This is a genomic window from Arsenophonus nasoniae, assembly GCF_004768525.1.
Classification (GTDB): Bacteria; Pseudomonadota; Gammaproteobacteria; order Enterobacterales; family Enterobacteriaceae; genus Arsenophonus; species Arsenophonus nasoniae.
Genome location: NZ_CP038613.1, coordinates 3,704,514 through 3,731,471, shown reverse-complemented (window position 1 = coordinate 3,731,471; position 26,958 = coordinate 3,704,514). Strand labels below are relative to the sequence as shown.

The following is a 26,958-nucleotide window of genomic DNA, read 5'->3' as shown; positions in this document are numbered from 1 at the left end:
AAGTACATAAAGCAATCAACTTAATTAGTAATGTTATTTTATTTAAAAACGTAATTCGCCCGAGATATAAAAACTATTGCGATTATTAAATCCTACTTCAGATAAGATATTAAAGTGACGAGTAATTTCTATTCTCGCACCAATCGTGCTATTCCATTTGTGTGCTAGATGTTGTTTAACATCAAATTTCATATTAGGATCATCGAGCAATTTAACTAAGCTAGCGAATTCCTCGGGTAGATTCAGGTTACTAATATTACCTTTAAAGCGTTGAGTTATATCCTGGTACATTGCACCTAACCAAACTTGTACTTTGGTATTACCTTGACCTGATAATAAAGGTTGAAAAGTGAACTCGTAGCCGATGCGCGGCGTGATAACTAACGCACTGATATCGCCGTCTAAAATATCAAGGTTAGTGCGCGTATAATTTGCATCTAAGGTAGCAAAGAATTGCTTATACCCACCGGCAAGAACAACGCCACCACCGTAGGTTTTCCCTTCAAAATCTAATACGAAAGGCATATTTCGTGCAAAATCTAGTTCTGCCCCCGCCAAATAAACGCCAGCCAATCTGGTTTTCGAGGAACCTTTGGTTTTGCCGTAAACGCCATATATATTTAAAAAAGGTAATATCCAAGTATCTAATTTTAACATATGGGATTCATTTTTCTCGCGGGTATGGCCGGCATTTATTGTTATTAAATCAGAAAATCCTGGGTATTTTGGTGAGATAAAATTAATTTTATCTACGACTACGTCCTGCCGTAGGTTCATATAGCCATAACCAATACCAAATGGTTCAGGTAGAACATAACCGCTAGCTCGTGCTTCATTACCCATTACCCCAAATTGGCAAAATACGGGACTCACTTTGTACCGCTGGCCGGGATAGATCATCATCTCGTTGCTGCTGATAAGAGGACTCATTTACCGTGATTGACAATAATGGCCGCTCTTGTGCAAAACTGGAGTATGGGAGAGTAAAAGTCGTTATTAGTAACAATATTTTATAAAGGTGAATAGATTTCATTGATTTAAGGACACCATTTAATATGTAAAATGTTTAAAAAGTAGAGTAGCAAACCGGAATAGCTGACTTTGATTAAGCAGAGTGACCCAGCTATATTGTTATTTATTAAATATTTTTGTTAGTCACATTGCATATCCTATAAATTTGTAGAAATATAAATTATTGTCGAATATTTTTTTAATTATGGTCAGTTTTTGTAGTTAAAAGCATTCAGATTATATTTTCAATATAGAAAATCAAATTATTCTATTTCTTCATGAAAATCCTATAAATTTTTTTTTATGAAAAATATAACTCTGATTGATGGGCTATAGTCATATCAAAATTAACTTGTATTTATGATTATCTATTTTTTAAATTTTAATTAACTAAAACATATAAAACTTGTTTAAATGTGCCATGATAATGTGAATAAATCCTATGATGATTAGTTTCATCAGATGATTGTAGTAGAAATTGGGTTTTTTAGTGGTGAATATGTAAATATATTTTGAAATTATTTTAATAAATGTTATTTAAATGTTTTTTGATTAGACTCAAGGTAGACAATCATTTGAGTTCATTAAAAAATAACAGAAACAGCAGTGTATTAATTTTATCGATTGCTTAATTAGTTATCTATTTGATAATTACTATGGTTACTTTTTTTGATGGGGGCATTTTTTCAATATAAGATGTCTTTAACTTATCTAATATTGGATGCGTTATTTTGCTCTTAATAGTAGAAATTTTATCGTGTTAGTGCTTTTTACTATAAAAATAGTAGCTTTTTTATTTTAAATTTTCTTATTTGTATTATTGTTAATTTATTTGTCTAATTTTAAATTATTGAGAGTGAGTGTTGAAGTGGCTGACTAGAATAAATGCATTTATTTATTTTGATGAGTGGTTTTTTACTATTATTTTTAAAAAGATAGATACTCTTTGAACTTATTATATCAAAGAGTATGAATCAAAATTTAAACTGTTAAATAGAACGCAAAACAATAATGCCTGGCCGTGAGCGAATATAATCTAGTAGAGGTATATCAACAACTTTCATATTTTTTGTGAGGGATGAAGCGTTCCGAAAATAAATTTGTTCTCCTTTTTTAATAACCATGCCGACATGAGAAACATCTAAGCCATCCAGTTTTGAATAAATTCCTATGTAATCTCCAGTTTGTAATTTTTGTAATGTGTGTGAGTTTACTTTTTCTGATGGAATATAATTAATTTTGCGCTCGATGATGTTTAAATTAGGAATAAATTTGCCCCCATCGGATTTAAGATTAAGATGTTTGGTTACGGTGATATAGTTATCACTTATTTTATTCGTAATATCATTAGCATTTTGTGGAGAATTAGCAAACCAATCAGAGAAGAAATGCTTTCTTTTTAAGTAACTAACATTGCTATCTATATAGCGTGTATTTTTCAGATTTTCTAAAAATGTTTGTTTGCTGGTTGAATGACTAATGGCTTGTATGTAATCAAGTAAAGTGAAACAGTCAACACCATTGAAATTGACAACGAGATCTTCTGGTATAATAGGTGAGCCGATAAGTGTATTAGCCTGATAAGGTGTATCTAGGAAAGATGCTGATATTTCATTTAATAGAAAGCTTCTTTCAGCATGTTGATTAGGAATAACTTTGGTCGAGATTATTTTATCCAATTCTTGTTCCGTTTTTTTATCAATTTCTATGTTATAGGCTACAGCGTGACTGGATAAAATTAATGTTAAGAACAAAACAATGGATTTGAGCATACAAACTTCCTTATCGCCATACTATTGATCGTAAATGATATCAGGTTTTTATAAAATTGATAAATATATTGTTTTATTTGATTAATAACTTTTAGTTTTATTATATAACTTTATGATATAAATAATAATGAAATAATATAAATTTTTATTTATATAAAATTAATTAACAATATGATTTTATTTGAAATGATATATTGTTATAACCAATCTTAGTTGCTTTTATATGTAAGTTATTTTATATATATTTTCATTATTGTTAGTTGGTTGAAAGAGATGAAAATAATAAATAGTATCAATTTAAAAAATATTGATTATTGGCGATAGATAAGATTGAGTTTGTATTTAGCTATGATTTTATATTACTATATGGATTTTTTATAGTTAATGGTTCATTTTATAAAACTTAAGAATGTTAGAAAAAAATAATTTTATATTAATTTAATAAATAATGATGTAATTATTGTTTATATAATGTGATGATTGTGCAATTAATAGCATATCGATAGTTATTAATGTAATTTGGTATAGTTTTTTAGAAAACCATCGCACTGCTGTTTAATAGATAAGTCATTAAAAAAAATCACTTTTTATGATTATAAGTGACGATATTATAGGTTAAGTATTGTTAAGGTATGTTTATTAATGATTTATTAAATAATAATAATCTTAGCTATACTATAGGTTAGGTGAAAAATTTTATTATGATACGAAAACTGTATACTAAATATCATATTTTTTATATTACTGGTTGTTTATTGAAAATGATTGGATAAAATTTCATATTAACACATTGAAAATAGAATAACTATTATACTATTAAGGTTGATCATTTGTTAGTCAAGAGGTGGTAAGTTGTAGTTGATTTTTCTATATTAAGAAGAGTAAATAATGACGTTATTTATTATTTAGACTAAGTCTTGTTTACTAGTAATAATTTTTATCTCTGAATAAGGATAATATATGAGTATTAGTATAAATATTGGTAAGATGATTAAATTTAAACGAAAAGAAAAAGGATTATCTGGAGAATTATTAGCTAAAAAAATCGGGGTTAGCCAACAACCACTCTCACGTTATGAACGTGGTGTCAATGACATTAAAGTAAATACATTATATTCAATTACTCAAGCGTTAAATATACCAATTGATTCATTTTTTGCTGAACTAATAGAAAACGAATCAAAAAAGAAGCAGAGTAATGCCCAATCTGATGAATTTTCCTTGTTAGCAGAAAGTATTATTTTAGAATGATTAAATACAGATTATATTTAGCTTTGTATTTTATTTAAGATATTTTATTTTTAAAATTACTATATTTTGTCAATTAATTTTTACAATAGTCAATAGTACTATTATTTGATAATATAGATTTGGCTATAATGCAATATTGAATAACTATGTGTTAATATAAATATTCATGCAATTAATCATATTAAATCTTTAAAAAATTAAAATTTTAATTTAATAAATTTTGTCCTGTATAAATGTTTTTATTCTATTTTGATTATGATTTAATATAAAAAAATAATAAATTCAGTCTTGTATGCTAAAAACCATATAATATATTTTTTACTATATTTTTTACTATATTTATTTCTATAAAAATTGAAAAATAAAATAATCATAGAATATAAATATTGAGTTGTTAGGATTTTATATACATGGAATAAATAAATCTATTCTCTCGGTAGAAATATCTGGCTGATAAAGATAAAAAATAAAACTATTATTAACCGTTAATTATAATAATATAATACTATGATTTAAAAGTAAATTTGTATAATTTATTGTTACATATAATATTTTTAGGTAATTGTCAGATAGTGCTTTTGTTACTAGTATAAATAAGATATCTTAGTCCACAGTTATAATGAGAATGATGTTAATAAGTAATAAGGTTTCTAATTGAATATATTTTTATTTTTTTACTAACATAAGAATTTATTTTTGTATAAATATATTGAATAGGAAATTAATTATTATTGAAAAATAGTTAAGGTCATTCTGATTACTTTCTTAATACCTTTAATTATAACAAAGCTAAATTAATTTAGCTGTTTTGATAATCGAATAACATTTTCATTATATTTAATATTTTATATATAGATATATAATATTTAGTGCGTTTAATCTAATGGCATATGAATTAATAGATTAGTTTTTAATATAATAGTTGATTTGAAATGTATAATTTAATTTATAAATTGTGGTGAATTTATTTATTATTATTAATAATTTTAATATTATTTAAAAAAGGAAAACACATATGAGGATCATGTTATTAATTAATTTTATTATCTGTAATTTTTATTGTATGAATTTAGCCTTTGCGAAATGTAGCGCTGTTGCTGGACTACTAACAATAAGTGGAAGAGATATTATTGTAAAAAATGAAACGCCTGTTTCAACTCTATTAGATACTTTTTCATTAGGTTCTTTTCAAACTTATCGTTGTGATGATAATAATACAGCAAATATGCGAACAGGGGGAAAAGCTTATGGTGAATTTGCTACCTATATAGATGGAATTAGAGTATATAAAACTAATATAGAGGATATCGGTTATTCGTTTGGGGTCCAATCGATGTGTGGTGATTTATCATTTCCTACTGAAGGTTGGAGAGGAGATTTAGATAATATCGCGACTTGTTGGAATGAAGATATTTGGAATCAGATAACACATAATTTTGATGTTCGGATCTATAAAATAGGCCCTACTACAGGAAGTGGTATTGTCGAAAAGAAAAAAATTGGAGCCACTATTTTAGCATTTAATAACCAAAATACATTGGCCCATGAAAATTCAATTTTTTTAAGTAATTTTAGAGTGGTGACGTTGAATAATAATGATAGTAAGCCGAATAACAATGGTTCAATTGATAATAGTGGTGGCCAAAATGGAAATAGTGGGCAGGAAGGTAATAGTAGTGGGCAAGATAATAATAATGGCTCACTAGGCTGTGTCCCTTAATTGCTTGAGCTATAGTATCCATCTGTTTCTACGATACTTTGAATTATGGCTCGCTACGATCTTTCTGATGAAGCATGGGCAATCATTGAGCCCTTGTTGCCAACCGTTTTGACATCTTCGCGGGTCGGTCGGCCGTGGGCAGAACATCGCAAAATCGTCAACGGCATGTTCTGGATACTGTGTTCAGGCGCCCCATGGCGTGATTTACCTGAACGTTACGGCCCATGGAAAACCGTTTATAACCGTTTCAACAGATGGTCAAAGGATGGAACTATTAACATTATTTTCAATAAGTTGCTTTCATTTCTTGATGCTCATGAACTGGTTGACTGGTCAGCCATTGCGCTGGATGGCAGTAATATTCGTGCTCTCAAATGTGCGGCTGGTGCTCAAAAAAACATCCCGATATTACCGACGATAACAGCTTGGGTCGCTCACGAGGTGGTTATGGCACCAAAATCCACATGGCGACTGACGGAAGCGGCATCCCGCTAAACATCGTACTGAGTGCTGGGCAGGCTCACGAAAGCCTGTTCGCGCTACGACTCCTGGACGGCATTGGCGTGCAACGCCAGAACGGCAGCATGAAGCGTCGTGGTCATACGGTACTGGCTGACAAAGCCTACTCTGGGAATGCGCTACGTAACGAGTTGAAAAGAAAAGGGATGAAAACGGTTATTCCCCGAAAATCAAATGAAAAACTGGCTTCAGATGGACGCTCGCAACTTGATCGTGATGCTTATCGCCATCGCAACGTTGTGGAAAGGTGTTTTGGCCGTTTAAAGGAATATCGCCGGATCGCTACACGTTATGAAAAAACGGCAAGAAACTATCTAGCAATGGTGAAACTGGGCTGCATTCGCTTGTTTTACCGCCGATTACGCAATTAAGGGACACAGCCTAGATAATAGTGATGGTCAAAATGGAAATAGTGGGCAGGAAGGTAATAACAATACCAATAATAGTACTAATACCAATGAGAGTACTAACACCAATGAGAGTACTAACACCAATGAGAGTGCTAATACTAATGAGAGTACGAATGCTAATGAAAGTACTAATGCCAATGAAAGTACTAATGCCAATGAAAGTACTAATATAAATAGTAGTAGTAACACGAATAGTAGTAATAATACTAATCGCAGTACCAATACCAATAGTAGTATTAACACGAATAACAGTACTAATACTAATAGAAGTAGTAATACAAATAGAAGCAGTAATATAAATAAAAGTGGTAATACCAATAATATTAGGTTTCACTATCATTATAGTCATTAAAAATAATATCACTATTTTGGTAAATAGATATCTATGAAAGCTTACAATAGTAATTTATAAAATCTAAGGTAGAGTCAATTGATTTAACTCTACCTCTATTGAATATATGGTTTAAAATAACATTAACTTAGTTGAATGTATAATTAATTGATATTTTTAACATTTCTATTATTATTTGTAAATTGTTTTAAATTTTTCTATTTTGATAAACCCTACTTTAATAAAATTATTAATTAAAAATTGAGTTATATTATAATTTTTTTATTTTAAATATTAATAATTATAACTCTATTTTAATGAAGGGAAAATTTATGAGGATTATATTGATAATTATTTTTATTATTACTTGTCTTGGTTATACAGCTTTTGGTTTAGCTAATTTTAATGGTTTTTTTAGTTTCAATCGCTTCATTGGTTTTGGTGCCTGTAATGCTATTAGTGGACCGCTGACAATAAATGGAAGAGATATTATTGTTCAAAATGATACACCTAATGGTACTTTGTTAGCCACTTTCACATCAGGTTCATTTAAGACTTATCGTTGTGATAATAATACTAAAAATATGATTAGTGGTGGCAAACTCTATGGTGAATTTGCGACCCTGTTAAAGGGGATTAGAGTATATAAGACAAATATCCCAGGAATTGGTTATACGCTGGGTGTTCAAACAATGTGCCCAGATATGGTTTTCCCAACTAAAGGTTGGAGAGATAATGTAAATAATATCGACGTTTGTTGGTCGAATAAGGTTTGGAATCAGATAACTCATAATTTTGAGGTCAGGATCTATAAAATAGCAGCTACCGCAAGTGGAATTGTTGAAAAAAAACAAATTGGCGCAACTATTTTGGCATACAAAGAGACCAGTATCTGGGCTGAGGAAAATCCAGTATTTTTAAATAGTTTTAGAGTAACAACGATAAATAATAGCAATAAGCCAAATGATAATAAATCAAATGACAATAAACTAAATGGCAATATTCAACATCATCATCAACACTATCATCGACATTATCACCAACATATTTGGCCTAATAATAACAGTATAGATATTAATAAAGATACAAATAACAATGCTAATAATAATACCAATAATAACATCAATAATAATGCTAATAACAACACCAATAATAATATCAATAACAACACCAATAATAATATCAATAACAACACCAATGATAATACCAATAACAACACCAATGATAATACCAATAACAACACCAATGATAATGCCAATAACAACACCAATGATAATACCAATAACAACACTAATGATAATACCAATAACAACACCAATGATAATACCAATAACAACACCAATGATAATACCAATAATAACACCAATGATAATACCAATAACAACACCAATGATAATACCAATAATAACACCAATGATAATACCAATAACAACACCAATGATAATACCAATAACAACACCAATGATAAAATAAATAATGATTTATAGTTCAGATAGCAATATATTTTTAGTATAATAGTTTATGATTTTCATCAAAATAGTCAGGTAAAATATTTTTATTAATATTTTAAATAATCTAAGTATTTTATTTCTATATCTATTCATAAAGTAACTAATACAATTAATGTTATTTTTCAATAAAATTTTAAATACTAAAATTTTTATATAAAATATATATTTTTATTAAATTTATTTACAAATGTTAAGATTTAATTACGGAAAATATACTTAATAAAAGGGGTGCTTATGAGAAAAGTGTTATTGATTCTTTTAGCTGTATTCAGTTTTGATTATTGTGCTTTATCTTTTGCTGGATGTCTTGCTGTTGGTGGGCCATTAACAATAAATGGCAGAGATATAGTTGTACATGATGATACTCCTTTCGATACTTTATTAGACACTTTTACCATCGGTTCACTACAAACTTACCATTGTGATAACAACAATACCAAAAATATGACTACCAGAGGAAAGATATATGGTGAGTTTGCAACGACTATAGATGGTATCAGAGTGTATAAAACCAATATTGCTGGGATTGGTTATTCGCTTGGCGTTCAAACAATGTATCGTGGTGATATGTAATTTCCAGCTAAAGATTGGCAAGATAATATAGATAATATAGATAATATAGATAATATAGATAATATAGATAATATAGATAATATAGATAATATAGATAATATAGATAATATAGATAATATAGATAATATAGATAATATAGATAATATAGATAATATAGATAATATAGATAATATAGATAATATAGATAATATAGATAATATAGATAATATAGATAATATAGATAATATAGATAATATAGATAATATAGATAATATAGATAATATAGATAATATAGATAATATAGATAATATAGATAATATAGATAATATAGCTGCTTATTGGTTTAGTCATACTTGGAATCGGATAACTCATAATTTTGAGGTCAGGATCTATAAAATAGGGCCAACAGCAAATGGAACTGTGACGAAGAAAGAAATCGGTGCCACTATTTTGTCATATAATAACCATAATAATTGGGCAGAAGAAAATCCAGTATTTTTAAATGCCTTTAACATTACTACAGTAGGCAAAAATAGTAATCAAGACAATCACCATAATCATATTTAGCCTAATAATGGAAATAATGACATGGTTCATAACACCAACATCAATAATAATAATTTTTAATCTAGTATAAAAGGTTATTAAAGTATATGTGTAGTAAGTTATTCTTGTTATAGTGTTTTATATTTTTTAATGCTTGCCTAAATTATAAAATAAAAATTTTTTATATTGAAATATTAAGTAAATTATGTGTGATTTATTATTATGTTGATAATAATGAATATATTAAGCCAGTAATATAAAGCAAATAAGCTGTTTTTCCTTAAATAATATCTTGCTGTGGTAGCTAGCTATTTATGTTTCATCGCAAGTTGTAAAATTTAATGTTATTTAATTTAATGAAGTTTTAATTAATAAATTAAATTATATGATGTTTGTTTCTATTTATTTATTAGTAAATCTAGTTATAGCTTTAAATAATCATCATTTGAAATCTATTTTAATAAGGAACATGTTATGAAAAAATTATCTTTAATTATGCTGCTTACTTATACTTTTGGTTATACCACATCTGTATTTGCTCAATGTATAGAGATTGGTGGACAGATAAAGGTTAATGGCAGAGATATTATTGTGACAGATGATATGCCTGTAGGTACATTATTAGATACATTCACGACCGATTCAATTAAAACTTATCAGTGTTCTAACGTAAAAAATATGACTACTGGTGGAAGAGCATATGGTGAATTCGCTACAGATATTGATGGTATGAGAGTATATAAGACAAATATTGCCGGGATTGGTTATGCATTGGGTATTAATTCAATGTGTGGAAAAATGCTTTTTCCGTCAAAGGGCTGGATTAATAATTTAGATGCTACGTCTACTTGCTGGACTAGTGGACGCTGGGATCCGATAACACACAAATTTGCTATAAGAATTTATAAAATAGGCCCGACAGGCAATGGCGAAGTTGCTATGAGAAGGGTTGGAGCAAGCAATCTTTTCTACGATGATACAAAAAGCTGGGCAAAAGAAAATTTGGTTTTCTTAAATTCTTTTAAGGTTACGACAATTGGTAATAACAATAGCGGCGGCCAAGGTAGTAACAATGGTGGTGGACAAGCTAATAACAATAGCGGCGGCCAAGGTAGTAACAATGGTGGTGGACAAGCTAATAACAATAGCGGTGGCCATGGTAGTAACAATGGTGGTGAGCAAGGTAATAATAACTGGAATGGGCAGGATAATAGGAATAGAGGTAGCCAGGGTAATAACAATGGTGGTGGACAGGGAGGTAACCAGAATAATAATAACTCCGTTTGGCCTAATGGCGATTTAAATAACAACTCTGTTTGGCCTAACGGTAGTGTAAATAATAATGTAAATAATAACTCGCATAGAAATGATCACAATTAAAAAGGCAATAATTGAATTTGCTCGTTTATATGTTTATAAATTTTTATATTTGAAACGATAGTTTTTCTTTATAGGTAGAATTTATTATGGTAATTCTGCCTATATTATACCTATTGTAAACTGATAAATAGATTTAATAATTCTTAAAGTTATCTAAATTTTTATTGTATTGACTATGTTACATAATGTTTATGTCTGAGTATGTGAGCCATTTTATTTCGGTTTGCTCTTTGAAATATTAAAAATAAAGTTACTTAATTGAACTATTACTTATAGTGATAATTATAATTGAATTTTATTTTTAATCTGTGAACATTAATTAGCATTTTGTGCTGTTTATTAAAAAGTAACAAAATGTATTTTTTTATTAGAATATATTTTTTTATTCTTTGTCGAATTAATCAAAAATAATAATTATTGCTTAATATAAAAAATTACAGACAATTCCGATAGTTATCATTTATTTTATTTTTCTATTAATAATATCAAAAAGTTAAACTGTTTAGAAAGTTATATTATTGAATATATTATTAATTTATTTTATTAACAAATGATGGGAATTGTATTTTTCTACTAGCAAAAACGATTTTGTAAATTACTGAAAATGTAAAATTTATCTTAGATATTAAATTGTTATGGTCAATTACTGTGTTATAAAAGAAAAATATTTTGCTAATTTTAATGAGTATTTTGTTATTTATAAGTGAAATTTTAAAAAATATAGGTGTAATAAACTAAATCCATTGATTTTGTTGGGTTATATGGTTGTTGTTAAATAGTTTTATGGGATTTAATATTAATGAATAAAATAAACATTTATTTCTTTTTTATTCAGTATGATTGATATTGACGACTGAAAATTGCATAATTCAAAAAACTTACAGATAGTGATTTAGCATTCATTAACTGTAAGTATTTTTTTATCGATAAATTTATTTAAAACTATATTTATCAAAACCACTTTAATAGCAAATATAAAATAAGGTGTTTATTTACAGCTACTGTGTTTTCACCTATTTATTCTTATTTAATAAAATTAAATATTACCGTTAAGAAATTATTTCATAATAGTATATTTTATTTTTTATAAATAATACTAGATTGAAGTTGTATTAATAATATTGAGGTATTTATGAAATTCCCATTAGTGCTGCTAGTTATTAGTGTTATTCCTGTTGCTGTTAATGCTGCTCCGACAATTACTTTCCAAGGTGAAGTAAGTGCACAAACATGTGAAACCGAGGTTAATAAAGAGACTAATTCGATAGTCCTTTTAAATAATGTTTCTGTAGCTCAGTTATCAGGTGCAGGTAGTAAAGCAGGTTTAACACCATTTACGGTCACAATAAAAAATTGCACGGCTCCTACAACTGATCTGCAAGTAAATACAAAATTTCTAGGTCATAATGTAACTACTGCGGGTAATTTAGCTAATCTCATCGCGCCTGCAGATAATGGGGCAGAGAATGTTGCAATTCAGATTACTACCAATGAAAGTGGGACAACGCCGGTGGTATTAAATGGTGTGACTCGTGTTCCAGGTTTAGTACTTAAAAAAGATGAAACGACAGCTTCTCATACATTTGGGGTGCAATATATTTCTGAAAATGGTAATGCAAAGGCCGGCCAGGTAAAAGCCATGGTTGAGTATACTGTAGGTTATTTATAATTTCTGCTGATCGTTTTATTTTAAGCTGAAAATAGCAATGTTTTCAGCAATTATTAATTTTAGAGAAATTATTAATTACTAATTATTTAATAAATATAACTTTGTCACTGATGTTTATTGACTATAAAGGTAATGATTATTTGGATTTTAAAATGAGTAATATATTAATTTCATTTATAGCTATTATCACACTGTTTTTTACTAGTTTAATGCCTTATGGCTATGCGAGTGTGGTAATGACAGGAACGCGCATTATTTATTATGAAGGAATGAAAGATAAAACCATACAATTATCTAATAATGATATTCATCCGAATATTATTCAAGTTTGGTTGGAGAATAGTGATAAAAATTCAACCACTGAAATGACAGAAACGCCTTTTATTGTTAATCCGCAAATTTTTCGGATAGAAGCTAAATCAGGACAAATAATACGATTAATGTGGGTAGATGATAACCTTCCTAAGGATAGGGAGTCTCTTTTTTATTTTAACTTTAGCCAGGTTCCGGCTTTTAATGAACAACAGCATCAGGCTAATAAATTAGTATTATTATTTAATACACGAATAAAAATTTTTTATCGGCCTAAAAATCTATTAGGTGATATAAATCAACTAGCGGATAAACTAATATTTAGACAGAATAATGAGCAAATAATTGTTGAAAACCCTACCGGATATTATGCCGTTGTTCACTCTGCAACATTAATTTCCAATAGCCAGTCATTTAAATTAGCTGATTCTATTATGTTATCACCTAAAACAACGACACAATGGAAATTACCAAGAGCCATAAACCGTAACGCAAAAAATACTATACGCCTTACTCTATTAAACGATTATGGTGTGGATGTTGTTACTGAATTACCTTTATCAGCTCAATAATAATCAAAGATAAATATATTTTATTTTGCTATTTTATTTGTTAGTAGGAAATTAAGTATGAATTGCCCTATTGGATTACTAATGATTTATAAGTCTATATTAATAGGGCGAATGGTATTTTGTCATTTCAGGCCGGTAAGGTATGTATTATTATTAACATTTATTCCTAGCTTAGTTTATTCAACAAATGAGACTTATACTTTTGATCCAACCTTATTTCGTGGTGGGGCAGTGAGCCCGACAATGTTAGCTCAATTTAATCAGGCTAATTCAATCATTCCTGGTAAATATAAAGTTGATATTTATATTAATAATCATTTTTTTCAATCTAAAGAAATAACTTTTATTGAAAATAAAAATCACACAGTCGGCCCATGTTTTAATTTAGAGACGATCAAGCAAGCAGATATAATAGTAAAATCAACTAATAAAATATCTGATCAAAATTGTATTTTTTTGCCTGAATATATTGCTGGTAGTAGAGTCAAATTAACTTTGTCAGATTTACGACTTGACTTAACCATCCCTGACGATGGATTACAGAATATTCCAAGAGGTTATATTGATCCTAATTTATTGGATGCTGGGAGTTCTATTCTTTTTCTTAACTATATTGGAAATTATTATCATATTAATAATGATAACAATGTCAAAGATCAAGATACTGCTTATCTCTCTTTTAATGGCGACATGAATTTTGGTATATGGCAATATCGGCAACAATCGAATTACACTTATTCGCGACAGTCTGGTGCTAAATGGAATAATATCCGTAGCTATTTGCAACGGCCTCTTCCCGTTATCACTGGGATGCTGTCATTAGGTCAACTTGTTACCCAAGGAAAATTCTTTTCTGGTTTGAATTTTAATGGGCTAGCCCTTGCTAGTGATGAGCGGACTTTACCTGATTCTTTGCGTGGTTATGCACCGGTTGTACAAGGGGTTGCTAATACAACAGCAACCGTTACTATTAAACAAAATGGTAATCAAATTTATCAAAAAACAGTTTCACCGGGTGCTTTTTCGATTACCGATCTCTACCCTACCAGTTATAACGGTGATCTTGATGTGGAAATTAGCGAGGCAGACGGCTCAGTCCGTCGTTTTAGTGTGCCATTTTCAGCGGTTCCTGAATCGCTTCGTCCCGGTAGTTATCGTTATAATTTTTCTGTTGGGCGAACACGTAATATTGGCCAAGATTCGGTTTTTGCAGATGCTATTTATCAGTATGGTTTGAGTAATAGTTTCTCTGTTAGTTCAGGTTTGCGGATTGCTGATAAATATCAGGCGATTATGCTAGGTGGTGTATATGGCAGTCGATTTGGTGCACTAGGGTTTAATACCACTTATTCTAATTCAGTCGTTCTTATCGATCATCAATCTGCTGATCGTTCTGAACGCCTTCAAGGTTGGATGGCTAATCTGTCTTATAGCCGCACTTTTAATATCACCAATACCACAATTTCATTGGCTGGTTATCGTTATTCGACAGACGGTTATCGTGAACTTTCAGATGTTTTAGGCATCCGTGAAGCCATTACTCGTGGCACACCATGGAGTTCTTCCACTTATAGACAACTTAATCGGCTTGAACTGACCCTAAGTCAGCAATTAGGTGAATTTGGTAATCTATTTCTTTCCGGTTCAATTCAAAATTATCGTGATAACCGACCACGCGATAGTCAGTTGCAATTAGGTTACAATAAAGCGTTTGATAATGGTTTAACAATGAATGTTGTCGTTGCTAGGCAGCAGTTGGCCGAATCAAGTGAACATTCAGGCAAAGAAGAGACCTCGACCTCCGTTTCTTTCTCTTTTCCATTGGGTAGCCAATATTCTAGTTATACGCCGACAGTAAGTAGTAGCTATACCCATGGTGGAAATATCGGTGATCAATATCAAGTAATGTTGTCAGGAACAGCAAATGAACAACAAAACCTAAATTATAGTGTTGGCGCTAGTTATGTAAGGCAGTATAACCAATCTACCGTTAATGGTAGCTTACAGAAACGTTTTTCTAATACTAATTTGAGTATTAATGCCTCTAAGGGCAAAAACTATTGGCAGATTGGCGCTAATGCTCAGGGTGCTTTAGCGCTTCATAGTGGCGGGCTCACTTTTGGCCCCTATCTAGGAGATACTTTTGCTTTAGTTGAAGCTAAGGGCGCATCGGGTGCAGCTGTATTGAATGCACAAGGAACGATAATCGATGACAATGGTTACGCATTAGTCCCATCGATAACCCCCTATCGTTACAATAAAATTATTCTCGATCCACAAGGAATGGCGGAAAATTTTGAATTAAACGAGAATGAAAAACAAGTTGCCCCGTATGCTGGCGCTGCAGTTAAAGTCATGTTTAAAACTCGCGCAGGTTATGCCTTATTGATAAAAGCACAGCTAGCTGATCATTCTCTTTTGCCGATTGGTAGGGAAGTTTTTGACCAAGAAAATAATGTGATTGGCATGGTGGGTCAAAATAATCAAATGTATGTCAGAACTGAACAAGCTTCAGGTACGTTACTATTAAAATGGGGAGAAACGATCTCTGAACGCTGTTATCTAGATTACTCGCGTACGGGTCAGGCATTAGCTAAACAGCCTATTACAAAATTAACGGCTATGTGCGTTCAACGCTAACCCGCAAGTGGAGAGAGATAATGAAATATACCTCTGATTGGTTAAGAACAAGTTTATTAATCATAACCCTTTTTACCATATCGTTCGCTGTGAGCGCAAATTGTAGAATAACGGGTGTTTCTCAGACTGAAGATAATCGTTCAGCCCAGATGCTCTTTGGGCGGGTTAATCTAACGGATACTTATTTTCAGCCGGTTGGTTCTTTACTTGCTTCTATCGTTGTGCCACCAACCGCTTATACTTTTGGTGGCGCTAATGCCTCTTCGGTATTATGGATCTGTGATGAGGCTGATCTGCCTCAGCTTTATTTTCTGGTAGCAACCAATGGTGATGATAGAGTCGGTGGATTTCATGAAACCGGCCTTATTGATGGATTGCCTGGTGTATATGCATCTTGGCTTGCTTATGTTGGTATAAAACAAACCATGGCTGGTGTTGTGGTGCAACGTAGTTGGAAAAGGGTTCCGCTTACAACTTATTTACTGGTTGAAGGAAGCCAACCAGGAAAAGGTAAAATACATATTCGATTACAAGATATCCCGCCAATGCAAGTGGAGCTCTATCGTGTTAGTACAATTCCACCCAATAATGCGGCTTCAAATTATTGTGCTGGGCTAGGTACACGCGGATTAGGTTATGCCAGTGCAACAGGTACAAATTATCAATGTACTCAGCCTAATGCTTATATTCAATTTGTTGGACCGGGAATTGTACATGACAATGAAGGCGAAGATTCCGCCTATAATTTTCGTTTTTGGGGAGTAGATAATGGTTTTGGCTATGGTTTGCGTCAGTCTATTACACTGAGTAACAACGCTACTTGTGTGGCGAGAAATGCGACACCATTAGTGCTTTTTCCAACTATTTCTAGCCAAGAGTTATTGGTAGGTGGTACCAGAGAAGCTGATATCTCTGTCCAAATCGAATGTAGTGATGATGTGAACTCAGGTACGACAGGCGGGCAAACAGCGATTGGTATTCAGGTGTCACCCGGTGCTTATCGCGCTGCACAAGGATTAAATTTAATTAATTCCCAAGGTGGTGTAATGGCGCTAGTTTCAGATAATTATGGCGTTGATCCTACATTAGCAACCGGAGTGGGTATTACCTTACGTAATAGCGTTACACAACAACCGATGGTATTTGTATCTCAACCCGGTATTACTGGTATAGGCCCAAGTGGAGAAAATGCCGGTTGGTATCCTGTGCTTAGAGATGCTAAAAATTTGGGGCCTTCCGTTTCTGGTTATACACATTACTTACACTCATACACAGCGGTATTGCAGCAATTGCCAGGTCAAGTTATTAAACCAGGAAAAATATATGCTACAGCATATGTATTAGTAAAAGTACAATGAAGCGATTAACGATTGTTGTAGCATACTTATCACTATTTTGGCTGATAACCGGAAAAGCCGGCATCATGGCCAATATGACCCGAGTAATTTACCATCAGGGTGATAAAGAACGTTCTGTATTGTTAGCTAATACTAATAGCTATCCGGTTATTGTCCAAAATTGGGTTGATCATGGTGAAGCTAATCCACAGACAGAAACACCTTTTGTGGTACTTGCTCCGATTTTTCATCTACCGGCGCAAAAGATCCAAGCTATTAGGATTATTTATAATGGTGATCATTTGCCGGCTGATAGAGAGTCAGTTTTTTGGTTAAATTTGTATGAAATACCGCCTAATTTGCATGATCAAGCGCTAAATCAGGATAATCCTAAAGTAAGCTTGGCCATGAATACTCAATTAAAATTATTTTACCGCCCAACAACATTGGCTGATTTTCCTGCCAAGTTAGCAGATAAAATTACCTTCAAACTGCAACAAAAAGGCGAAGAATGGGTATTAGTCTGCAAAAATCCATTACCTTTTCATATTTCTTTCTCACAAATCTTTTTTGAGAGTCCGCATAAGCGCTATTTAATTAAACGACAGATGGATATGATGATCCCGCCATTCTCAGAGCGTATATATCATTTTGAACAATCCTTTTCTCAGCAGGCAGGACGGATAGTTTTTTCCTATCTGAATGACGCAGGTTTTTCTATGCGAGAAGTAGCCATTTTTCAAACACCTTAGTTTGCTTGCCTATATCAATAGTTAAAAACTATAAATCTAAACTTTACTTTGGGTAATTACCTATTATTTAACAAAAGAATATCTTGTATTTGCTTGCTGTTGTTTGGGTATCATTGGTTGATTAGTTTGTTCCTGTTGCGGAACAATATAATTGAGGCCTAATATTTCACTGGTGTATCGACGGATCTGATTAAGTAATGTTGGATTTTGTTCTAAATGCTGGCCATAGGATGGAATGATTTCATGTAATTTGGCATTCCACTGATTTTTTACTCTATCGGGAAATACTCTCTCTAGTAAATTTAACATAATATAAGGGGAGGTTGATGCGCCGGGGGATGCGCCAAGCAAACCAAAGACGGTTTTATCATTAGAGATAAAAGTTTCCGTACCAAACTGTAACGTAACGGGTTTATTTTTGGCATTCTTTATGATTTGTACTCGTTGACCGGCGATAACTAATTTCCAATCTTCTTTTTTGGCGTTGGGATAATATTCTAGCAAAGACTGATAACGTTCTTCATCATTTAACATTAATTGACTGACTAAATATCTCACTAAATCTAAGTGCTTGATGCCAATAGCAATGATGGAAATTATATTACTATCATTGGTAGCAGCAAAAAGATCGAGTTGGCTACCATATTTGAGAAATTTATTTGAGTAAGTGGCAAAAGGGCCAAATAGCACATATTTTTTACCCTCTAAATAGCGCGTATCAATATGAGGAACTGACATAGGGGGAGCGCCAAGTGCCGGTTTTCCATAAACTTTTGCGGTATGTCTATCGATCACCTCAGGATTATCGGTAACCAGGAATTCACCACCGACCGGAAATCCGGCATACTGTTTTGCTTCTTGCAGCCCTGTGTATTGTAATAATTTAATCGTTGCACCACCTGCACCAATAAAGACTAAACGTGTTTTTATGTGACTCTCTTCACCGGTTGTGTGATTTTTAAAACCGACACTCCAAGTGCCATCATCATTACGACTAATTGCGTTCACTTCGGTTCTAGTTTGTAATTTGAAGTTTGGATGTTTAAGCAGATTGGCAACTAACTGACGAGTTATTTCACCATAGTTTACATCAGCGCCAATATCCATACGCGTTGCTGCAACAGGTTGTTTTTCATCTCTCCCTTCTATGATTAATGGTGCCCACGATTTAATTTCGTCCGCTGAGGTAGAATATTTCATGCCATAAAACATAGGGTTTTTGATCATAGTTGCATAGCGTTTTGCTAAGAAATTAACGTCATCTTTTCCCCACACAAAGGCAATATGTGGAACAGGATTTATAAAAGTTTGAGATTGGTGAAGAACGCGATGTTTTAGTTGATAAGCCCAGAATTGTTTAGAAATTTCGAATTGATTGGCAATTTCTATCGCTTGAGTGATATCGATTTGCCCATTTTTTTCTGGCGTATAGTTCATGGTTAGGAATCTCAATCAATACAGTAAGGCATTAATGGAGGTGTTTTGAACTTAATATTTCTATTAAATTCTGACAGTTTTCTCGTTGATTAACCATGAGAACAGTAATTCGGTTAAATTATCATCTAAAAGCCTAATAATAGGCACACTGCTCCTAGGCTGCGGTTTGTAACCATCGTTTTTTGACCATTTTATCCCGCCTTTCTGACAGTAAAGTGACGGCGTGTATTCCTTTTTCCGCACTCATAAACCGCAATCGGTTTCCACATAAAATACATTGGTACGGGTCAGTATTTAAAAAACCTTTGATAAGGGCTCCAAACCCAGGTTTTTCAGGCACATTAGGAGATATCATGTCTAACGCCTCATACACCTTCGGTAATAAGCACCCGCGTTTGCGATTGGCTAAAAAACCGTAATAACGGATCATCTTAAAATGTCGCGCAGGGATATGACTGACATAACGCCGTATCATTTCTTCTTGGGATAAGGTCTGTCGTCTGTATTGTTGGCTGTGGTGGTCATAGTAATGATGAACCACGGTGCCGCCGCTGTAGTGTTTCAATTGAGAAGCGGAGATAGGGGGACGTTTAAGATAACGGCCCAGATATTTCACATTATGCCAGGCCCCGCGTGTCTTTTTGGCAAAATGTACTTTCCAATAACGTTGAAACTGGGCATTGAGGTAACGGCCCCAGGTCTGATAATTGCGAATGTGCCCGAAGCCAGGCAATTTATTGGGTTGTAACTGAAAATAGTTATCCCTAAGGAGTCGAATGACCGCACTGCGCCAGACCTTTTCAACGTCTTTCTTTTTAAAGAAAATCGGTTTCCAGGTGTCATATTGAGTGAGTCCCCCACGCGTGACGGATAAATGAATATGCGGATGTTGATTGAGTTGGCGACCGTAAGTATGCAGCGCACAAAAAATGCCAATTTCGAGGCCTTGGCGCTTGGCGTTTTGAGCATGGCGCGGGTTGCACAGCGAAAGAGTTGGTTGAGCAAGTACCAGTTATTGTTAAAAAAAGGCCAAAGTAGGTGAGGCATAGTGAGGGTAATATGTTGCCATTCGCAATCCGGCAAAATATGGCGCTGCTGGGCAATCCACTGTTCGGTGCCTTTGAGGCCACACGCACTGCAGGCTTTGGATTTACAGGTTTGACAAAAGAAGCGTGAATGAGAGCATTCAGGTGAAGAACAGCAATAACGGCGAACGCCCATAGCGCAGGTGCTGCAGGCGAGCATCTTTTCGACAGAGAGTAGTTGCCATTCATCCACGTGATTATTTTCGATGAAAAGGTTCCATCCGTCATCGTATTGAAATAGCAGTTTTGCAGGTCTGGGGATGTACATAGAGCAGAGTATAAAAGACGAGAAGGGAATTGCCTAGAAATAGAGCGCCTTTGCCGCGATGCTCACGCCAAAGGCGTGCTTATGTTCATTTCCATAAAGCCTGAATGACCGGTACCGGCATTATTCCAGCCATTAGAGGTGTCACCGGCAATACTGTCTAGTCGCTCATACATGCGAATTTGCCAATCTGGTTGCAATTCTGCTAAGTATGTCGCTAATGTAGCACTCATGATCCCAGCGCCGATAAGTACAATATTAACAGTAGGTTCATTGATTGAAGTTTTGATCGGGTATGAAGCTGTCGGCCTAAATAAATAAATTAATAAAATAATTATTAATAAACCAATAATCACAGCTGTATATTTTAATGATCTCTTCATATGAAAATGTACCTTAATTAGCGATGATCACATCAAACATAAAAATTAATTATGGTATTCTGTTGCACGCTGCGCAATAATTATATATTTAATGTTCTAATTTATTGTTTTATATTAATTATTTTTATATTTTTGATTGTTAAATAGTAGTGAAAGTTTAATTTTTTATAAAAAATACTTATAATTAGGTATAAATAAAGCGCTTTTAGTGTCCTAAAAATAAATAAAAGAAGATAAAAAAGTGATAATACTGCTTAAATGCAAGTATTTTATGCTGATAAAATAGGCGAAGTGGAGGTGTAATACTGTTATTAATCAAACTTTAATCGGTAAATTGTTTTTTCATCGTTACTTTATTATTAAAATAAATAATATTCATAATGATTAAATAAATTTTTATTACTATTTTGACGGCCTTGGGGTAGATGTAGAGGAATAAAATGATGGAACTCTTGATTGGTGTATTGGTTACGATTGGAATAGGTCGTTATATTATTAAAGGCTATTCAGCCACAGGTGTTTTAATGATAGGCGGGATATTGCTGCTAATCATCAGCGCGATCATGGGTAAAAATATATTACCTAATGATGTACCAGTGACAGGTTGGAAAACCACTGATATTTTAGAATACATTAAATATCTGCTGATGAGCCGTGGTGGTGATTTAGGCATGATGATTATGATCTTATGTGGTTTTGCTGCCTATATGACCCATATTGGGGCTAATGATGTTGTGGTCAAAATAGGATCTAAGCCATTACAAATGATCAATTCACCCTATGCATTAATGGTTGCAGCGTATCTTGTTGCTTGCTTAATGTCACTGGCTGTGTCTTCAGCAGCGGGACTGGGTGTTTTATTGATGGCGACCCTATTTCCGATTATGGTTAATGTCGGTATTAGCCGTGGAGCTGCAGCAGCAATTTGTGCCTCACCTGCTGCAATAATTTTGGCTCCTACATCAGGGGATGTAGTATTAGCAGCGAAAGCATCAGGTATGCCACTAATCGATTTTGCTTTTAAAACCACGCTGCCTATTTCGATTATTGCTATTATTGCGATGGCCATTAGCCACTTTTTTTGGCAACGCTATCTTGATAAACGGGAACAAGTAAAAATAGAAAAACTTGATGTTAATGAAATTAAAACCAAAGCGCCTGACTATTATGCTATTTTACCTTTTACGCCCATTATTGGGGTATTAATTTTTGATGGTAAATGGGCACCTCAATTACATATCATAACTATTATTGTTGGCTGTATTATTCTAACGAGCTTGATTGAATTTGTGCGCTATTTTAGGGTAAAAACGGTATTTGATGGGTTAGATGTTTGTTATCGTGGTATGGCTGATGCATTTGTCTCCGTTGTCGTACTACTGGTGGCTGCCGGGGTATTTGCCCAAGGGTTAAGTACTATCGGATTTATTACCTCTTTGATTAATTTATCACAATCTTTTGGCTCTGGCGCTATTGTGATGATGATTGTGCTGGTGGTTATTACTATGTTGGCGGCCATGACAACGGGTTCCGGTAATGCGCCATTTTACTCTTTTGTTGAATTGATCCCACGTTTAGCCGCACAAATGGGAATTAATCCAACTTACCTAGTGATCCCTATGTTACAAGCCTCTAACCTTGGTCGAACAATGTCGCCGGTGTCAGGTGTGGTGGTTGCTGTGTCAGGAATGGCGAAAATTTCACCTTTTGAAGTGGTTAAACGTACTTCTATTCCAGTTTTAGTTGGATTATTGGTTGTCATTATTGCAACTGAAGTTTTGGTTCCAGTTCATCCTGTATAAATTTTTTTGGTTACATCAAATCCGGCTCATGTTTATCATTATGTTCCGGCTTTGATGATCGGGTGTTTAGCGATATTCTAATCTCATAGCCAGGGTTGATATTTATCATTAACTATCCACTGCCGAATGACCTGTTTGATAGCTAATGTAAATTTTCCATGCAAGGTAATTAATCATGTTTTTCGTAACAGAATTGATAATTGGCGCAATTTTGGGATTAATTATTAGCTTAACGGGCGTTGGCGGGGGAGTTGTTGTATTACCGGTTTTAACCTATTTTTTTGGTCTGGATGCCTTGTCTGCAGTTGCAACCGCCAATTTTCTCTCTATGCTGATGAAAATCTCATCTTCTTATATGCATTTTCGTTTAGGCAATGTTCCAATTAAAAGTGCTGTGGTTGTGTTAGCTATTATGATACCAGCCACAGTATTGACAAGTTTTCTAGTAAGTTATTTTAGTCAATGGCCAGGTTATCAACCGCAAGTTGAATTAGCCATTAATATCCTTATTGTAGTCGCGATTATTTATTCCCTTTTTCTGTTTATCTATCGTATATTTTTTGCATTTTCTTTAAATCAATTTGAAGAGAATAACACTATTGATATAAGGTCTTTATTGTTGCCGGCCATCAGTGCTGGGGTAGTGCTAGGTGCTACTGGCGTAGGTGGTGGGGTTGTTGTATTGCCACTATTATTACGTTATTTAAAATTATCTGTCAAACAAGCAATTGGTACCGCAATTTTTGTCACCACTATTTTGTCAGGTTCATCAGCAATTGCCTATATGCGTGATGGGCATACTCATATTGTTCTGGCATTTACCCTATGCATAGGGTCATTGATGACTATCCCATTGGCCAAATATTTAATGTTAAATTTATCCGATCGTGTTTTGCAGTATCTAACACTATTATTTATTTTATCTAGTGCCATAATGATGAGTATAAAATTATGGCACTATTTTTAACGACCAAAAATGTAAGAACCCATCGTTTTTGGAATTTCAACACTTTGATACATAAGTAATCCCACAATGGTTAACACTATTCCGCCTATTAACATTATCCCTAAAGTCCAGTAAGCACTGATGTTAAATCCTTGCCATTTTGAATAGAGAATTGCTATATGACGAGCACTATGGACCAGTAATGCAATTCCACTAATGGTTATTGCCGTTCCTAAGGCCATCATTAGTGCGGCAATAATCCCCCAAAAATAAACACCAATTACATAGGAAAAAAGTAGAACAATTAGTGCGCCTGAGCAGGGACGTGCTCCCATTGCGGCAATGACTGCAAGTTGAGTTCGCCAATTGCTTTGTAATTCTTCATCAGACAATACGTGTTTGTGGCCACAATTGCAGCCAGGAGAATGTTGCTGTTGGGTGGGCGAATGAATTTTAGTAAATTGATAAGGAGCATGCCGAGATTTTTTAAATATCTTTCTTAGTCGAGAAATTGCTTTTAGACATAGTAGCAGACCAAGGAAAAAGACGAAGCCGTAACTTAATTTTTCTAACCAAAAACGACTTAGATGTAAGTGTCGGCTAGATAGCTGGAGTAATCCTAGGACAATGGATGTTAAAAGAATAGCAATAGATCCCTGTAATAAGGATGCTAATAGTGTAAGGGTAAGACTTTTTTTTAGCCTTGAAGAGTGGGTGGCAATATAAGTAGTAATAATGATTTTGCCATGTCCTGGTCCCAAAGCATGCAATAAACCATATAAAAAGCTAAAAGCAACCAGTAATAATCCGGCTTCAGTTGGCGAGTTTGCGACTCGAATCAGAAGAGAAGAGAGATGTTGATTAAGTTCTCGCTGCCAAGTGATCGCTAGTTGTAACCCAAGATGCCAATATTTGTACAGATAAAATGATAATCCGACAAAAACGAAACTAAATAATCCGATTACTATAGAGTATTTTTTATTAAGTAGATTGATTGCACGCTTATTGGGCATTATTGACATATTATGTTTACCTTTTGCGCAAATTGTTGGCCGAGACTAAGGTCTTCTTGTGGTGTTTCTCCTTTATCAAGAGAAAGGGCGTAGTCAATCATTGATGCGCTAGGCTTAGGTGTTATTAGTTGAATTTTGCATTGAGATAAGGTGTCAGTTAGCGTTGAAATTTGCTTTTTGCTGCGATAAGTCATATCAACATAATAACTTGGATCATAAGTCATTACGGTTAATGTCTTACTCGTTAAAGGTTCTGGTTTAGCTAACTCTAACGTAAAAGAGAGCACGGCTTGGTTACCTTTGCGCGATAGGTGATATTCTTTAGGGTAAAAGCGAAATTTTATTAACTTATTCTTATTATACAGAGAAGTAAAATAGTGTTGCTTGATAACATTAGCCATGACTTCAGCACTTAATTGCTTCCACACTTCATCACTTTCTTTTGCCTGTTGTGCATCATAAAGTAAATCTGCTGATGTCATGGGATCCATGACCCAAGTCATTTTCATCGCAATGAGGTTACCCTCTTTTATTTGTAATTGGTTTTGCATATCAATAAAACTGTGGGGATGAGCAAAAACAGTTATCGAATAGCATAATGTCAACGCAGCTAGCAAACGTTGTAGAAAAATCTTCACTATGATTACTAATTTGTAATAACACATTTGAGCCATTAAGTAGGATAATTTGATTAACCGAAAATAGCATATTTTATACTATCAATTTTCTTTGATAATTAAATGTTACTTTGCTATTTAATCGGTTAAAAGGTTTATTACTTATATTTACTTAACTTTTTTGCGCAATATTGAATTATATTTCTTTTAATAATAAATATATTGTTGTTTAAACCATACAGTTCACTCATAAGTTGATTAATCAATCGCTTTATTCGATCGATATTTGTACATCAATAGTTTTTGCAAATCATAAATGTTTATATCGAACGTTTTAAACGATTGGAAGTCATTTAAATTATTAGGTTAAAAATAGAAGAACAAGGAAGTTTAATGATACAAGGATGTATTTATAAAATGCTAGTTAGCAAGAGCAAATGAAGCGATGAAAAAAGGGGATTTATTTTTTTAGGCTGATTTTAATTCAAATTGGTGACTATCTAATTAGTCACCTTGGAATAGCGTTACTTAAAGTGGTTGGCTAATTAAAAAATTTTACTTATTTGCCGGTACTTCAGATGAATGATGGGTTGATATTTTCCACTCTTTACCATCCCAAACGTAGGTAAATGTGTAACGAGCGGAAACGGTGGATTTATCTTTAAAGGTAAAAGTATAAGTACCGATATCTATAGCTTTATTACAACCAATACGAATGGTACGGTTATCAATTTTTCCTACCGGTTCTTTGGCTAAAAAGTGTTTGAAATAGTCGATACGTTCAGCATCTGTTAAACGAACCTGATTTGATATAGTTGGTAATAAGACTGCATCCGCGAGATAGTTTGCCGAAACTTTTTTTGCATCGCCACTTTTTAATGAATCATTCCAGCGATCAAATAAACTAGCAATTTGTTGTTGATCTACATTGATACATTTGGGCGTTGTCTCTAGAGCAGATGCATAGCTAGAAAGTAAAATTAATGGAATAGTTAAAAAATTCAGTTTTCTCATAAACGTCTCGCTAGTAAGTATGATTTTTTGTGATATTTTAGTGTGATTATTATTTCATATGGAAATAAAATGAATCAATCGATAACAGTCGTCAATAGTCACCGATAGCTA

The 26,958-nt window shown here is 33.0% G+C and carries 19 protein-coding genes and 3 pseudogenes; 14 read left to right on the top strand and 8 right to left on the bottom strand.

Annotation, left to right across the window (positions count from 1 at the left end; genetic code table 11):
• Window positions 1-42: 42 nt before the first annotated feature.
• Together ArsFIN_RS18785 and ArsFIN_RS18780 are read right to left on the bottom strand one after the other, a co-directional pair.
• Window positions 43-1,033: pseudogene (locus tag ArsFIN_RS18785) on the bottom strand (hypothetical protein).
• 967 nt (window positions 1,034-2,000) lie between these two features.
• On the bottom strand, window positions 2,001-2,783 hold the full coding sequence (locus tag ArsFIN_RS18780; protein WP_026823050.1) for a DUF1460 domain-containing protein: 783 nt from the start codon (window positions 2,781-2,783) through the stop codon (window positions 2,001-2,003).
• Between the two features lie 960 nt (window positions 2,784-3,743).
• Between ArsFIN_RS18780 and ArsFIN_RS18775 the strand changes: the two genes are divergently transcribed.
• The 12 genes from ArsFIN_RS18775 (at window position 3,744) to ArsFIN_RS18725 (ending at window position 18,285) form a co-directional block, all read left to right on the top strand.
• Window positions 3,744-4,034: a helix-turn-helix domain-containing protein gene (locus ArsFIN_RS18775; RefSeq protein WP_026823049.1), complete on the top strand. Its 291-nt coding sequence runs from the start codon at window positions 3,744-3,746 to the stop codon at window positions 4,032-4,034.
• Between the two features lie 1,024 nt (window positions 4,035-5,058).
• Window positions 5,059-5,754: a hypothetical protein gene (locus ArsFIN_RS18770; RefSeq protein ID WP_135678115.1), complete on the top strand. Its 696-nt coding sequence runs from the start codon at window positions 5,059-5,061 to the stop codon at window positions 5,752-5,754.
• Between the two features lie 45 nt (window positions 5,755-5,799).
• A protein-coding gene (locus tag ArsFIN_RS18765; protein ID WP_135677415.1) for an IS5 family transposase occupies window positions 5,800-6,644 on the top strand; the annotation gives its coding sequence in 2 pieces (ribosomal slippage) (window positions 5,800-6,145 and window positions 6,145-6,644; 846 coding nt in all).
• Between the two features lie 702 nt (window positions 6,645-7,346).
• Window positions 7,347-8,501, top strand: coding sequence for a hypothetical protein (locus ArsFIN_RS26570; protein ID WP_167876712.1), 1,155 nt, complete (start codon window positions 7,347-7,349; stop codon window positions 8,499-8,501).
• A 258-nt stretch (window positions 8,502-8,759) separates the two neighbouring features.
• Window positions 8,760-9,098, top strand: coding sequence for a hypothetical protein (locus ArsFIN_RS18755; RefSeq protein WP_135678113.1), 339 nt, complete (start codon window positions 8,760-8,762; stop codon window positions 9,096-9,098).
• A gap of 399 nt (window positions 9,099-9,497) precedes the next feature.
• Entirely contained in the window at window positions 9,498-9,644 is a 147-nt protein-coding gene (locus ArsFIN_RS26565) for a hypothetical protein (protein WP_167876711.1), read from the top strand.
• 453 nt (window positions 9,645-10,097) lie between these two features.
• Window positions 10,098-11,003 (top strand): hypothetical protein, encoded by a 906-nt coding sequence (locus ArsFIN_RS26560; RefSeq protein WP_026823689.1) that lies wholly within the window; start codon window positions 10,098-10,100, stop codon window positions 11,001-11,003.
• 1,132 nt (window positions 11,004-12,135) lie between these two features.
• A complete protein-coding gene (locus ArsFIN_RS18745) occupies window positions 12,136-12,672 on the top strand; it encodes a fimbrial protein (protein ID WP_026823690.1) in 537 nt (178 codons plus the stop codon).
• Between the two features lie 110 nt (window positions 12,673-12,782).
• Window positions 12,783-13,556, top strand: coding sequence for a fimbrial biogenesis chaperone (locus ArsFIN_RS18740; protein ID WP_081700696.1), 774 nt, complete (start codon window positions 12,783-12,785; stop codon window positions 13,554-13,556).
• Between the two features lie 231 nt (window positions 13,557-13,787).
• Window positions 13,788-16,196 carry a fimbria/pilus outer membrane usher protein gene (locus ArsFIN_RS18735; protein ID WP_167876710.1) on the top strand — a complete coding sequence of 803 codons (2,409 nt, stop codon included), beginning with the start codon at window positions 13,788-13,790 and terminating at the stop codon, window positions 16,194-16,196.
• A 20-nt stretch (window positions 16,197-16,216) separates the two neighbouring features.
• Complete coding sequence (locus tag ArsFIN_RS18730) at window positions 16,217-17,554, top strand: fimbrial protein (RefSeq protein WP_026823693.1); 1,338 nt, start codon at window positions 16,217-16,219, stop codon at window positions 17,552-17,554.
• Between the two features lie 74 nt (window positions 17,555-17,628).
• The gene (locus tag ArsFIN_RS18725) at window positions 17,629-18,285 is read left to right on the top strand and encodes a fimbrial biogenesis chaperone (protein ID WP_167876709.1); all 657 of its coding nucleotides are present in this window, start codon (window positions 17,629-17,631) and stop codon (window positions 18,283-18,285) included.
• Between the two features lie 63 nt (window positions 18,286-18,348).
• Here ArsFIN_RS18725 and ArsFIN_RS18720 read toward each other — a convergent pair whose 3' ends face one another.
• The 3 genes and pseudogenes from ArsFIN_RS18720 to ArsFIN_RS27730 all read right to left on the bottom strand — a co-directional run.
• Entirely contained in the window at window positions 18,349-19,722 is a 1,374-nt protein-coding gene (locus ArsFIN_RS18720; RefSeq protein WP_051297130.1) for a malate:quinone oxidoreductase, read from the bottom strand.
• A 154-nt stretch (window positions 19,723-19,876) separates the two neighbouring features.
• A pseudogene (locus tag ArsFIN_RS28915) lies at window positions 19,877-21,075 on the bottom strand (IS91 family transposase).
• Window positions 21,076-21,158: 83 nt separating this feature from the next.
• A pseudogene (locus ArsFIN_RS27730) lies at window positions 21,159-21,362 on the bottom strand (malate:quinone oxidoreductase); the annotation flags it as partial.
• Between the two features lie 533 nt (window positions 21,363-21,895).
• On the opposite strand from ArsFIN_RS27730, the gene dcuC reads away from it, so the two are divergent.
• Together dcuC and ArsFIN_RS18700 are read left to right on the top strand one after the other, a co-directional pair.
• Window positions 21,896-23,257, top strand: a complete 1,362-nt coding sequence (gene dcuC / locus ArsFIN_RS18705; protein WP_026823801.1) for an anaerobic C4-dicarboxylate transporter DcuC — start codon at window positions 21,896-21,898, stop codon at window positions 23,255-23,257.
• Between the two features lie 175 nt (window positions 23,258-23,432).
• On the top strand, window positions 23,433-24,224 hold the full coding sequence (locus ArsFIN_RS18700) for a sulfite exporter TauE/SafE family protein (protein WP_026823800.1): 792 nt from the start codon (window positions 23,433-23,435) through the stop codon (window positions 24,222-24,224).
• Here ArsFIN_RS18700 and ArsFIN_RS18695 read toward each other — a convergent pair.
• The 3 genes from ArsFIN_RS18695 to ArsFIN_RS18685 all read right to left on the bottom strand — a co-directional run bounded on the left by ArsFIN_RS18695 (window position 24,221) and on the right by ArsFIN_RS18685 (window position 26,847).
• Complete coding sequence (locus ArsFIN_RS18695) at window positions 24,221-25,225, bottom strand: nickel/cobalt transporter (RefSeq protein WP_026823799.1); 1,005 nt, start codon at window positions 25,223-25,225, stop codon at window positions 24,221-24,223. The genes ArsFIN_RS18700 and ArsFIN_RS18695 overlap by 4 nt on opposite strands.
• On the bottom strand, window positions 25,216-25,881 hold the full coding sequence (locus ArsFIN_RS18690) for a DUF1007 family protein (protein ID WP_026823798.1): 666 nt from the start codon (window positions 25,879-25,881) through the stop codon (window positions 25,216-25,218). Before ArsFIN_RS18690 ends, ArsFIN_RS18695 begins: the two co-directional genes overlap by 10 nt.
• A 507-nt stretch (window positions 25,882-26,388) precedes the next feature.
• Window positions 26,389-26,847 (bottom strand): nuclear transport factor 2 family protein, encoded by a 459-nt coding sequence (locus ArsFIN_RS18685; protein ID WP_026823797.1) that lies wholly within the window; start codon window positions 26,845-26,847, stop codon window positions 26,389-26,391.
• Between the last annotated feature and the right edge of the window lie 111 nt (window positions 26,848-26,958).